The organism is Sulfuricurvum sp. (assembly GCF_036279695.1).
In the GTDB taxonomy this organism is placed as follows: Bacteria; Campylobacterota; Campylobacteria; order Campylobacterales; family Sulfurimonadaceae; genus Sulfuricurvum.
Map to the genome: position 1 here is coordinate 1 of NZ_DASUIQ010000079.1, position 12,849 is coordinate 12,849.

14 protein-coding genes and 1 pseudogene are annotated in these 12,849 nt (G+C 45.2%); 3 read left to right on the top strand and 12 right to left on the bottom strand.

Annotated features, from left to right (window positions below; translation table 11 throughout):
• The 7 genes from VFW36_RS07925 to VFW36_RS07955 all read right to left on the bottom strand — a co-directional run.
• The coding region (locus VFW36_RS07925; protein WP_329658273.1) for a nitrite/sulfite reductase at positions 1-902 on the bottom strand (902 nt) is incomplete at its 3' end.
• An 11-nt stretch (positions 903-913) separates the two neighbouring features.
• Complete coding sequence (cysN, locus tag VFW36_RS07930; RefSeq protein WP_329658274.1) at positions 914-2,320, bottom strand: sulfate adenylyltransferase subunit CysN; 1,407 nt, start codon at positions 2,318-2,320, stop codon at positions 914-916.
• Positions 2,320-3,231 carry a sulfate adenylyltransferase subunit CysD gene (gene cysD, locus VFW36_RS07935; RefSeq protein WP_329658275.1) on the bottom strand — a complete coding sequence of 304 codons (912 nt, stop codon included), beginning with the start codon at positions 3,229-3,231 and terminating at the stop codon, positions 2,320-2,322. Before cysD ends, cysN begins: the two co-directional genes overlap by 1 nt.
• A gap of 200 nt (positions 3,232-3,431) precedes the next feature.
• Positions 3,432-4,139, bottom strand: coding sequence for a phosphoadenylyl-sulfate reductase (locus VFW36_RS07940; RefSeq protein ID WP_329658276.1), 708 nt, complete (start codon positions 4,137-4,139; stop codon positions 3,432-3,434).
• An 8-nt stretch (positions 4,140-4,147) separates the two neighbouring features.
• The gene (locus VFW36_RS07945) at positions 4,148-4,378 is read right to left on the bottom strand and encodes a DUF2061 domain-containing protein (protein ID WP_329658277.1); all 231 of its coding nucleotides are present in this window, start codon (positions 4,376-4,378) and stop codon (positions 4,148-4,150) included.
• A gap of 22 nt (positions 4,379-4,400) precedes the next feature.
• Entirely contained in the window at positions 4,401-5,336 is a 936-nt protein-coding gene (cysK, locus tag VFW36_RS07950; protein ID WP_329658278.1) for a cysteine synthase A, read from the bottom strand.
• Positions 5,337-5,560: 224 nt separating this feature from the next.
• Complete coding sequence (locus tag VFW36_RS07955; RefSeq protein WP_329658279.1) at positions 5,561-6,118, bottom strand: bifunctional precorrin-2 dehydrogenase/sirohydrochlorin ferrochelatase; 558 nt, start codon at positions 6,116-6,118, stop codon at positions 5,561-5,563.
• Positions 6,119-6,244: 126 nt separating this feature from the next.
• Between VFW36_RS07955 and VFW36_RS07960 the strand changes: the two genes are divergently transcribed.
• Positions 6,245-6,814 carry a hypothetical protein gene (locus tag VFW36_RS07960; protein WP_329658280.1) on the top strand — a complete coding sequence of 190 codons (570 nt, stop codon included), beginning with the start codon at positions 6,245-6,247 and terminating at the stop codon, positions 6,812-6,814.
• Here the strand turns inward: VFW36_RS07960 and VFW36_RS07965 are convergent.
• Positions 6,811-8,430 carry a YcaO-like family protein gene (locus tag VFW36_RS07965; protein ID WP_329658281.1) on the bottom strand — a complete coding sequence of 540 codons (1,620 nt, stop codon included), beginning with the start codon at positions 8,428-8,430 and terminating at the stop codon, positions 6,811-6,813. The two genes, VFW36_RS07960 and VFW36_RS07965, sit on opposite strands and share 4 nt — an antisense overlap.
• A 164-nt stretch (positions 8,431-8,594) precedes the next feature.
• Between VFW36_RS07965 and VFW36_RS07970 the strand changes: the two genes are divergently transcribed.
• Entirely contained in the window at positions 8,595-9,275 is a 681-nt protein-coding gene (locus tag VFW36_RS07970) for a superoxide dismutase (protein WP_329658282.1), read from the top strand.
• Between the two features lie 31 nt (positions 9,276-9,306).
• A complete protein-coding gene (locus VFW36_RS07975; protein ID WP_329658283.1) occupies positions 9,307-9,822 on the top strand; it encodes a rhodanese-like domain-containing protein in 516 nt (171 codons plus the stop codon).
• On the opposite strand, the gene rd is transcribed toward VFW36_RS07975, so the two are convergent.
• From rd to VFW36_RS07995, 4 genes and pseudogenes are all read right to left on the bottom strand, one after another.
• Positions 9,803-9,967 (bottom strand): rubredoxin, encoded by a 165-nt coding sequence (gene rd / locus VFW36_RS07980; RefSeq protein ID WP_295013259.1) that lies wholly within the window; start codon positions 9,965-9,967, stop codon positions 9,803-9,805. The genes VFW36_RS07975 and rd overlap by 20 nt on opposite strands.
• A gap of 13 nt (positions 9,968-9,980) precedes the next feature.
• A complete protein-coding gene (locus VFW36_RS07985; protein ID WP_329658284.1) occupies positions 9,981-10,841 on the bottom strand; it encodes a thiamine pyrophosphate-dependent enzyme in 861 nt (286 codons plus the stop codon).
• The gene (locus tag VFW36_RS07990) at positions 10,838-12,517 is read right to left on the bottom strand and encodes a 2-oxoacid:acceptor oxidoreductase subunit alpha (protein ID WP_329658285.1); all 1,680 of its coding nucleotides are present in this window, start codon (positions 12,515-12,517) and stop codon (positions 10,838-10,840) included. Before VFW36_RS07990 ends, VFW36_RS07985 begins: the two co-directional genes overlap by 4 nt.
• Positions 12,514-12,849: pseudogene (locus VFW36_RS07995) on the bottom strand (2-oxoacid:acceptor oxidoreductase subunit alpha); the annotation flags it as partial. The gene VFW36_RS07990 and the pseudogene VFW36_RS07995, both read right to left, overlap by 4 nt.

Sequence of the window (12,849 nt, forward strand, 5' to 3'; positions counted from 1 at the left end):
CGTCGCGGATACGGAGTAAAAGGTGCCGAGTCGTATCTCTCCAGCGTAACGTTGGAGACGTTTTCCAACTCTTCAACAAATTTCTCTACACCCCAATCCTCTATCAAATGTCCTAAACGGGCTTTTGAGCGATTATCACGCCGACCTGAGTCACGATAAATACGGGCAACCGCTTCGGCAATTTTGAGTATATCGCGACGTTTTACATACCCGATATGATCGGCAATACGACGGTTACTCGCCTGTCCCCCTCCGACACTGACGCTAAATCGAAGCTCATCGTTGTTTTTGACCGCGGTAAACGCCAAATCCTGAACTTCATGCTGGATACAGTGTTTGTTACACCCGCTCACCCCGATTTTAAACTTTCTAGGCAAGTTCGAAAAATCGGGATTTCCGCGATAGAGGTTGTTTAGTGCAACCACCACATCACGGACATCATCTATCTGATCATGATCGATCCCGTTGACCGGACAGCTCACGATATTGCGGGGGCAATCGCCCGATGCCTCGAGGACACTCAAACCGACTACCGATAGTCGTTCCAAAATCGCCGGAATATCCCCGATTTTCAGCCAATGAAACTGTATATCCTGACGGGTTGTCAGATCACCGCTGCCGCGTGCGAATTCGACTGAAATTTCTCCCAGTACCTCCACTTGTTTAGCGTTCAAATACCCACCTTCGAGTTTGACCCGAATCATGTAATACTGTGTCTCATCCTCTGCATCCTGAAGATTACGGTTTTGGGTATAGATACCGTACCATTTAAACCGATCGATGTCCTCCGGATCAATCTCTTCCCCCGTTGCAGCATATCGAGAAATGTCGGCGATGACTTCTAACCCGTCTTTTTCGCGTTTAATACGCTCTATTCGTTCTGCTTTTGTTTCATTCGCCATTTCATCGCTCCTTAAACGATTGTTGCAGCATTCCAATGAGGAAAATGCTTCCGTACAAGAGCATTTAGCTCTATTTCAAATTCCGATACATTGCTTTGCACCGCAGCCTCTTTCTCGCTGCTTTGGGTAATCATCCCCGCGGCAACCGTATTGTTAGAGATCTTATCGATGAGAATAAATCCTCCCATCTCGCGATTTTCCTCGTACAAATCGAAGGCTATCGGCTCGCCTAAAACCAAACGAACCGATCCGATGTCGTTCAGTCCCAATTCCACCGCATCATGCCGCTCTTGCGTATTGACATCGACACGATAATCGATCCCCTCGACATAAACACTCGTGCTGGTTGATCCCCGTTTGATGAAATAACTTTTGCCCGGCAAAAATTTTTCATCATCCATCCATACCAAATTCGCTTTGATCGCATTGCTTTGCAAAATGGACTCATCCGCTTTGATCAAAACATTACCGCGGCTGATATCGATCTCTTCGTTCAACGTCAGCGTAATCGCATCATTTGTCGATGCCGATTCGAGGTTTCCATCATAGGTAACGATCTCTTTAATGGTCGCTTGTTTCAATGACGGATAGGTCGTAATACGATCTCCGACATTTATTGTCCCCGATGCAATCGTTCCGGCGAATCCTCTAAAATCAAGATTCGGACGGTTGACATATTGAACCACCATTCGAAACGGACCGTCCACCGCAGCCGAGGCTAATGGAACCTCTTCGAGAATGTCCAGTAACGTTTGCCCCTGATACCATGGTGTTTTCACACTTTTAGTAACGACATTATCACCATCCAATGCCGAAAGGGGGACGGAACAGATCTCCTTGATCCCTAACTCTCTAGCAAAAGTTCGATATTCTGTATCAATTTTTTCAAAAACAGCTTGATCGAAATCAACTAAATCCATTTTATTAATCGCTACAACCACATTACGAATCCCCAAAAGACGAACGATATACGAATGGCGGCGCGTCTGCGTCACGATTCCATAGCGTGCATCGATCAGGATAATCGCCAAATCGGCGGTCGAAGCGCCCGTCGCCATGTTACGGGTATACTGCTCATGACCGGGGGTATCGGCGATGATAAATTTGCGTTTATCGGTCGAAAAATAGCGATACGCTACATCGATCGTAATCCCCTGCTCCCGTTCGCTCTGCAATCCGTCCACGAGAAGTGCTAGATCGATTTTATCCCCCGTCGTTCCCGACTTTTTGCTGTCGTTTTTTATACTTTCCAACTGATCTTCAAAAATCATTTTGGAGTCATGCAGTAATCGGCCTATTAGGGTACTTTTACCGTCATCCACACTCCCGCAGGTAATAAAGCGGAGCAACTCTTTGTGTTCTTGTTCTTTGAGATAGCCCTCGATATCGGTGGCTATCAATTCGCCTTGATGTGCCATTAAAAATATCCTTCAATTTTCTTCTTTTCCATTGAGCCCGAACTGTCCGCATCAATCAGACGCCCCTGACGCTCAGACGTTTTCGTCAAAAGCATCTCTTGGATAATGTCGGGCAATGTCGCTGCATCGCTTACGACCGCTCCGGTGAGCGGATAACATCCGAGTGTACGGAAACGGACGTTCTCAATACTCGGGACTTCTCCCTCGTTGAGGGGAAAGCGCTCATCATCCACCATGATTTTAACCCCGTCACGCTCAACGATCGGACGCAATGCGGAGTAATAAAGCGGAACGATCGGAATCTGCTCCAAATAAATGTATTGCCAAATATCGAGTTCCGTCCAGTTGGAGAGGGGAAATACCCGAATACTCTCCCCTTTGTGGATTCGACCGTTATACACTTTCCATAGCTCAGGACGCTGGTTTTTCGGATTCCAACGGTGGTTTTTGTCCCGAAATGAATAGATCCGCTCTTTGGCACGGCTTTTCTCTTCATCACGGCGGGCACCGCCGAATACCGCATCGAATTCATAATAATTCAACGCCTGCTTCAACCCTTCCGTTTTCATCACATCGGTATGCACCGCACTTCCGTGAACAAAGGGGTTAATCCCCTGTGCAATCCCATCAGGATTGACATGGGTTAGCAACGTAAGTCCCAACTCTTTGACCCGACGATCGCGAAATTCGATCATCTCTTTAAACTTCCATGTCGTGTCAACATGCAACAGCGGGAACGGCAGTTTTGCCGGATAAAACGCTTTGATCGCCAAATGGAGCATCACGGATGAGTCTTTACCTATCGAATAAAGCATCGCAGGATTATCAAACTCTGCAACGACTTCACGCATAATGTGAATCGCTTCGGCTTCTAACGCCTTTAAATGTGTTTTTCTCTCTTGAGGTATCATCGTTTCTCCTTTTCTACCTATTTTATTTTGTACGACAAAGGAATAAAATCCCTTTGCCTACGCTAGCCGCTATGGCACTAAAGCTTGCCTCTAAACGAGGCAGATTTTTTAAATGAAAATAGCCCAGTCGGCCAACTCTTTACGCTCGGAATACTCATCATCGAGTATCTCATCCAATATTTCCAACAAAAATTTCATTGTCAGTTCCCTCTTGAGTGGAGTCCACACTCCTTATGCTCAGGGTTCTCCCACCACCATCGTCCGGCGCGGATATCTTCCCCCTCACGTATCGCTCTCGTACACGGAGCACATCCGATACTCGGATACCCTTGCGTATGAAGCGCATTGTATGGGACTTTATGCGTTTTGATATAGTCCCAAACGCTCTCTTCATCCCATTCGATCAGCGGATTAAGTTTAATCCGATTATTGGTTTCATCCCATTCGATCATCTGCATCGATTCGCGTGTCGGAGACTGCGCGCGACGCAATCCGGTAATCCAGACATCAATCCCTTGAAGTGCCCGAGCGAGCGGTTCCATTTTTCTCACCTGACAACACGCTTTTCGGTTTTCAACACTCTCTCGAAAACCGTTAATCCCTTGCGTTTGATACAGTGCTTCAACAGCTGTCGCATCAGGGCAATACACTTGTACTTTTATCCCGTATTTGCGATTGGTCTGATCCATCACCGCATAGGTCTCTTCGCTCAGTCTTCCCGTATCGAGGGTAAAAATTTTCACCGTCGGATCGATGCGTAAAATCATGTCGCTCAAAACCTGATCCTCGGCACCAAAACTCGATGCAAACGCAATCCGAGCTTTGTACGTTTGTAAAAAGTGCAAAAGGATCGTTTCAATCGATGCATTCTCAAACCATGTATTTAATAATTCAAAATCCTTTTTCATCCTGTTCCCTATATCTGATAATCGTTTTCTACCACTTTGATTCGACCAAAATTTGTTTTATCCCATGCTCTTTCATGAAGATAGTATAAAAACATCTTTGTAAGCACTTCGATGGAACCGATGGAAACCGCCATCACTAAATTCCCTGTAACAAAATATGAGACGATCATCGTATCGATCGTCCCGACCGTTCGCCATGAGATCGCTTTTATGACACTCCGATAATGTTTTTCTCCCATTATGACCCTTCCTTATTCGCCCTTACGTATTTTCAGAAGGAAATTCATACAACTCTGTACTCAAATACCTCTCACCGGTGTCGCACAAAATCGTTACGATTGTTTTCCCTCTATTCTCAGGGCGCAATGCGATCTTTTTCGCCGCCGCTACATTGGCTCCCGCTGAAATCCCAACCAAAAGCCCTTCTGTTTTGGCAATCGCTCTTGAGGTCGCAATCGCTTCATCATTCGTAATTCGAATGATTTCATCGTAAATACCTCGATTGAGCACCTGAGGAACAAATCCGGCTCCGATACCTTGAATTTTATGCGGAGCCGCCGCTTCACCTGAAAGAACCGCCGAAGCATCGGGTTCTACCGCAATGATCTGAATATCGGGGTTATACTGTTTCAGTACCTCTCCGACACCGGTAATCGTCCCGCCCGTTCCGATCGCTGCAACAAAAATATCGACTTTCCCGTCGGTATCTCTCCATATCTCTTCCGCCGTCGTATGACGATGAATATCGGGGTTATCCGCGTTATTAAACTGTTGCAAAACAACTGCATTGGGGATTGATGCTCCCAACTCGTTCGCTTTTACAACCGCTCCCCCCATCCCTTTTTCCGGTTCCGTCAAAACAATCTGAGCTCCCAAAGCCGCCAAAAGACGTCTTCTCTCCAAGCTCATGGAACTCGGCATTGTTAAAATCAATTTCAGTCCGAGGCTGGCGGCAACACTTGCCAACGCGATCCCCGTATTTCCGCTGGTCGGTTCGATGATGACACTCTCTTCGCTAATCTCACCGCGTTGCAGTGCTTGGAGGATCATGTTGCATCCAATCCGATCTTTAACCGAACCTGAGGGATTCATAAATTCGCACTTTCCTATGACCTTAGTCGATCCGTTTGAAAAATGATTTAACGTAATAAGCGGTGTGTTGCCGATTATCTCCGTAACATTGGCTGCAACTTTCATTGTTCACTCCTTTCACTTGATGAAATTCACAATAAGTGAATGATCATTCATTTATTGAATGGAGAAATTATAGGGAGTTTTTATTCTATTGTCAAGTAATTCTATTGAATTAGTATGTTTTATAGTTTTTACACTGTTAAAACCCCTGTTTTAAGGAGTTTTAATTCTTAGTAAAAAAATTAGGATTTGGATAAAAAAGGTAAATACAAGTATTTTAGTAGGGTTTATTGTTCGAAAAATGCTTTACAAATAGCGATAATTTTTGCTTGTCGAGGCTTTCCGATCGGTTCGCTTTGGCGTATGTGATCCACTTTATCGATCAAATCGATGATTCCGCTGGGGATCATTTTGGTGAGATACTGCCGCAATGCCGAACTCACCGCCGGAGCACGACCTGCCGTATTGATACCGACACACAAATCATCGTTCACGATCAAAGCGGGAAATATGAACGAACACAGCAATGGGGAATCAACACAATTTACATGGATGTGATGAGTCGTACAGAATTGGAATATCTTTTCTTGCTCCGATAAATCATCCAACGCCCCGATCACCAAAAACCTCTCCTTTAAATCATCTTTCATATAGGGACGTTTCTCGATCGTAATCGGATAGTTTTGAGCCAAATCATCAATCTCAGGATGGATACTGGGGGCGATCACACACAAGTTCGGTGCAAACTTCACGAGCTGTTCTATCTTGCGCAGGGCGACCTCACCCCCTCCGACAACCAGACAATCTTGCCCCCTCAAATCGATAAACATTGGAAAATAGGCCATCTGGTATCCCCTCTTACTTGTATCTATTCCGATATAGTATACTAAACTTCATTTGACACACTGCCAAATTTTTGACGATGAAATACTCTTTATGATACGATACTAAAAAAGAAAGCACAGGTACCTATGGCTATCATCTCAATCGCATCGACCAAAGGGGGAGTGGGAAAAACCTCCCTCGCATTTTCGCTCGCCAAGGATCTGCGCTATCGCTACGCCACCAACGATATGTCGGTCGCACTAAACAAATACAAAAATGCCCGCTATTATCCGAACAAAATCCCCCTCTATCCCGATACGGTTTATGATTTCGGAGGGTTTGAAAATCCTCATGCGAATGAAATTTTAAGAGAATCGGACATTATTATCCTACCGACGACGAACGATCTTAACTCCATTATGAAGAGTTTGATTTTTATTAAAAACTTTCGGGAAAAGACGATCCTCGTCTTCGCGAACATGATCGATTCTCCCAGTGATGCGGTGATGATCAAAGAGAAGATCCATGAGCATTTCCCTAACCTCGCCTTTACCTATCTTCGACGGACAAAACTGCTCAAAAACGCGCTAGAGAGCGGAATGAGTGCCAGCGAGCTCTATGAGAGCAACAACCACACGCAGCATCTCTATAAACAGGCATTTATCGAGTATTCGAAAATCTTGAACCTTTTTAACGGCGAGACAGAGGGGTTTTAAATCCCCTCTAGTTTTTTCACTTCCAGCCGATCATACAGTCCGAGCATACTCACATAATCGCAGTGCAATGTCGTATTAACCAATAAGGCATCTTTATTGAGAATTTCTAATGCTTTATCAACTCTTTGAGGGGTATAGAGATCATAAAGTGCTTGTTGATAGTCACAGAGGTCTAATCCCAGCTCTTCGAGGCGTATAAGCTCGATAATGAGATTCCCCATGATATTGCTACCAAATTCCAAATAGCTCACCGCTTCGTCGATATTTCCAGCTGAGAGATGAAGCTGTGCTTTGAGTTCTCCGATCGTAAAATTCTCCTCGAAAATCACCCCGATAAACTTCTCGACATTCAGATGATCTTCGAGCGCTTCGATCTCACCCAGAACCGTCTCAGGATCATACTCGGCAAAGTTCAAAATGATTTCCCGATACATTTTCCCGCGATTACGGTTGTTGTAGATCAAATCATCGATCGGATAGACTTCGGAGACACCGGGGACGATGATCTGGCATGAATAGAAATCCAGATAGTTATAATCTCGGATATAGAGTTCACGTCCCATCGATTCAAATATACCGCTAAGATACGCAAACTCATCCTCGGTAGTGCTGCCGTTGTAGTTCCACGATGAGAACTCAAAACTTTTTTTGGCACTCAAAAACTGGATCCCCATTTTGCCGTTGGAGTCGATGAAATGGGATTCGAGATTGAAGCTCTCGGAGACGAGCGACATATCAAATGTCGGCACTTCGAAGCTCTCCAGATTGCTCAAATCACGCCCTTGCATCAGTTCCGTCATCGTCCGCTCCAGCGACACTTCGAGGATCGGATGGGCACCGAAAGAGACGAAAAGGGTCGCATTGGCGGGGTTAATAAACGAGATCGCCGTGACGGGGTATTTCCCCCCCAATGACGCATCCAAAACGTTTACGATATACCCTAACTCCCGAAGTTTTGTCAGATCGCCGTAGAGGCGCTCAAACTGCACTAAAAACTCATCACTATATGCTGGCAGGGCATAGCCATTTTTGATAATCTCAATTTTGGCATATCGCTCCAAAATCTCGCTCATCGACTGTACCTGCGCCTCCCCAGCGGTATTTCCCGTCGCAAGCCCGTTGCTGACGTAGAGGTTGCTGAGGATATTGATCGGAAAATAGACCACATCAGCATTGCTTTGCTTTTTAAACGGCAAAGCAACGATTTTATCTTCGGTATCGCTGTTAAAATCGATCAATTCATCTAGGCTTAGTTCATGGTTTGGATCATACAGTTCCATCAACTCAGAGCTCAAGTATCCCCCGTCCAAATCAAACTCCACCTCATCGGGATAATACTTCCGATCCGGCAGATGGAAATCGATAAAAAAGTTGTTGGTTTGGAGCCGTTCAATGTATTCGCCCAGAGCACTCGCCGTAGAGGCTTCCGAGTAGATCCCTTTTCCGTTGGAGTAGATATGTTTCGGCGCTTCTATCGAGGCGAGATTCACCGAATAGCAATGGCTAAGGGGGTGTTTTTCGCTTGAATAGGTCACATCGCATCCCATATCACTCAATATTTTTTGCATACGCTGGATGGAGACTTCTACGGGAGCGTTTTTGGAGGCTAAATTCATATCGGTTCACTTTTGATAAATTGTGACTAAGTATAGCTAAAAGAATTAACTGATTACTAATTTAAACTTTTCTTAAGCACAACATTAGTTTCTCATTAGACAATAAGATTTAACTATTATAAATTACTATATATTCTACATCTTTATAGATTGGAGGATTTAACGTGAACCATTCTCTTCTGGAATTGCCTTTTGAGCAAACGGCATTAGAACCTTATATCTCTGCTGAAACGATTTCTTATCATTACGGCAAACATCATGCCGGATACGTAAATAAACTCAACGCTCTTATTGAGGGAACGGAATATGAGGATAAACCTCTTGAACATATTATAAAATATGCGCGTGACGCTATTTATAATAACGCGGCACAAATCTATAACCACGATTTTTATTGGAAGGGGCTAAATAATAAACCTACAGCCCCCTCCGTTGAACTTTTAGGTCTGATCGAGCGTGACTTTGGTTCAATGAAAGAATTTGAAGATGCTTTTTTAGCGGCCGGAGCCTCACTATTCGGTTCAGGATGGGTATGGCTTACTATCAGCAATAACAATATGCTGGAAATCAAAATGACCTCCAATGCCGATACCCCCATACGGCACGGGGACATTCCACTCCTGACTTGTGATGTATGGGAACATGCCTATTACATTGATTATCGTAACGGACGGGCGGCCTATCTTTCCAATTGGTGGAAGCTCGTCAATTGGAGTTTCGTTTCGAATAATCTGTCTGAGTTTCTGAATGATCCGATTGCAGGCTATAACCAATCATGCAATGATTTAACGTCAGTATGTGAGTATGTTGATTTTATGCAAAAAAATGAACATACACCGTCTTAAACACCCAATATTCTACTTTTAGGAGTGAACTATGTTACGTCAATTATCTATCTTTATCCTATCAGGCATGTTAAGCTCTGCCGCTCTCTACGGCGTTGATTATGACGGTGAAAAAAGCTTTTTGTTTGAAACCGCCTATGATGTCTGTATTATTCCACCTCAAATCGACGAAGCAATCGCAAAAGGGGTTAATGTCGTCAATCTCGCTCACGCAAAAGCTCTGTATGACCAAAACGCTCTCTTTTTTGATGCACGTGAAAAACGGCACTTTGTAAAAGAACATATCAAAGGGGCATTCCCTGTCTATTTCGATGTCTCCAAAGCAGAATATATCGTTATTCAGCTCCCACGAGACAAAAAACAGCCTCTTGTATTTTATTGCTACGGCGAATCGTGTGCTAATTCGTATGAAGCGGCATTGGCGGTACGGAAACTCGGATATCAAAATGTAAATTGGTTTATAAACGGATTCAGCGACTGGAAAGGGGCGAAATATCCTGTCTCTTCGAACAGCAAAACGAAGAGTACTACTCTACCAATTCGCTGAAATCTTCTTTCCCGACCTTGCATTCAGGACATACCCAATCATCCGGTATATCTTCAAAAGCTGTGCCGGGTTCAATACCGCTATCAGGGTCTCCTACTACCGGATCATAAATGTACCCGCAAACATTGCATTCATATTTTTTCATCTTCTACTCCTTGTTAAATGTATTTATCCATTTCTGCATTAAGCCGCTGAAAATCAACTTCATGCAGATACAGCGGCTTACTTCCTATCTGACTTTCATCCCGAAGCGCATCTTCCAAAACACCTTTTTGCGGACTTTTGTAGATAACCCCTATCGGAAACGGATGGCTCTCCAGCGATTTTTCAAATGCCTTGACCTTATCCTCAGGGTTATAGTCACTCGGTAATACATACACATTCTCTTTGAACCATTTGAAGGTGTTGGTTTTATTGAACGTAACGCACGGCTGAAAAATATCGATCAATACATACCCTTTGTGCTCAATCGCGATTTTAAGCATTGCTTTGCAGTGCTCTTTATTCCCCGAAAAAGTACGGATCACAAGCGATGCATCGAGCGATATCGCCGTGGCTATAGGGTTAAACGGCTCCACATGAACCCCCTCCGTCTGTACGGGTGTTTTAAACCCTCTTTGCGATGTGGGAGAGGCTTGACCTTTGGTGAGGCCGTAGACCATATTGTTATGGACGATGTTGATGATGTCGGCATTTCGTCGGATCGCGGACATAAAGTGGTTTCCCCCCTCCCCGTACATATCACCATCCCCCCCCTCGGCAATCACCGTCAGCGAAGGGTTGGATACTTTCACCCCTTGCGCAACGGGAAGCGCTCTGCCGTGAAGCCCGTTAAACATATGCACAGACATGTATTGCGGTGTTTTCGCCGCCTGACCTATCCCTGAGACCACTACCGTTTTGAGCGGGTCAAGTCCCATTTCATCCAATGCCTCTTTCAGATGCGCCAAAATCGAAAAGTTTCCGCATCCCGGGCACCATGCATTGTCTTCGACAATTCGATCATATCGTGTACTCATAGGATCTCCTTTAATGCGGATGCGAGTTGTTCAGAGAGCTCATCCGCGAAAAAAGGTAACCCGTCGGATTTTAGTATCTGTGCATGAATCGCTATACCGTGCGCTCTAAGCAGTTTGGCAAACTGTCCCGTAGCGTTATTCTCAACTACCACGATCTGCTTACCCTCTCTCAGCAAAGCCAACTGAGATTCGCTCAACGGATGAACCCATGAAAAATGGATCACCGATACCCTCTCATCACCGATTCTCTCAACGGCCTCTTTGATAATATATTTTGTACTTCCCCATCCGACAACAGCGATATCCCCATCTCCGTCAACTTCGGGAATAATCGCTTCTTTAGAGATCAACTCTATCTTTTTAAGCCGTTTGCCGTTTTGCTCATTGCGAACCGACATACTCTCGGTAATCAACCCCTCCTGTGTATGTTCATCCGAATCGACCAATACCAACCCCTCACCGTATCCGGGAATCCCGCGAGGACTTATCCCCTCTTGGGTAAGAAGGTAGCGTTTGTAGTCCGCGTCGGTCTTCACGATGTGATGAGGAGGCGATATAGGATCGATTTCAAACCGCTCGACAGTGAAATAGCTGTCGGCTAAATACTGATCGCTCATAAGTATCACGGGAACCTGATACGCATCGGCAAGCTCAAACGCTTTTCGTGCAAGTTCAAAACACTCTCTCACATCACTGGGAGCCAATACGATCCTCGGAAACTCTCCATGCCCACTGTAGATGGCGAGTTCTAAATCCCCCTGCTCCGTCCGTGTCGGAAGACCCGTCGCTGGGCCGGGGCGTTGCGCCAGATAGACAACCATCGGCGTTTCGGTTATTCCGCTGAGACTGAGTCCCTCACCCATCAGGGCAAATCCGCCACCGCTCGTCGTCGTGATCGCTCTTCCGCCACCATACCAAACCCCCAATCCCATCTGAAAGGCGGCGATTTCATCTTCCGCCTGCTCGACACAAATTCCGAAATTTTTGCTCTGCTTCGCCAAAAAGGTCAACACTCCCGTAGAGGGGCTCATCGGATAACTGGAGATGAAATTACACCCCCCCGCAATCGCACCGAATCCGACCCCTTCCGTCCCGCTTAAAAAGAAATCATTATTCTCTTTCATCGAAGGATTCGGCTCGATGCAGTATCGGCAATTCCCGTTCTCATGTGCCAACTCTGTTCCAATATCTAATGCTTTGAGATTCATCTCAAGCAACTCATCGGTATAGAATTCCGAAACAATCTCCCTCAGCACCGCACCATCACACCCGAGCAGTCCGAAAACCAGTGCCGCAGCTATCGTATTGGAGACGATGGGACTTCCGATGCTTTTGGCTAGGGCGGGCAAATCATGATCGTAGAGGATACAGTCGCACTCAAAATCCCCTTTTTTACCAATCACAAATGTCTCTTTCGTAATCCGTTCTTGAGCATGAAAAAAAGCATTTGTATCGAGCGGTACGAAAATATCGACCTTAAAATCGGGGGCATTGATGGGCTTATTGGAGATCCGTATCAGCGTCGTATTGCTTCCGCCGCGAACTCTGGACATAAACTCTTTGGTCGAAAAGGTATAAAAACCGGAGCGTTTGAACCCTTTGGTCAAAAGAGTCTCGATACTCGCGATCCCCTGCCCCGCACTCCCCCCGATTAATATCGAAACAGAATCTCTCATGCTTTCGCCCTCCAGGTAATTTTTCCCCCATAATATCCGACGATTGTTATCGAGATAACCGTGATAAAAATAACGGCATGATAGATTATTCCATCAAGCCCCATGCTAAAAGGGACATCAGGATTCATCATTTTTTGAACAATCGGGATCAACCCGACGACAAGGGTGAAAAGGGCGCCGATCAACTTAATCACAAACGCTCTGGACATTGAGAAGTCGTAGTTGATCCACCAGCTAAAAACACCTGTAATCAAGGCGAGGATTCCCATCACTGTTGCGATCAAAAACGATAAAAAAACAGCCGCTTCATATTTGGCGGAGGGGTTGACTAA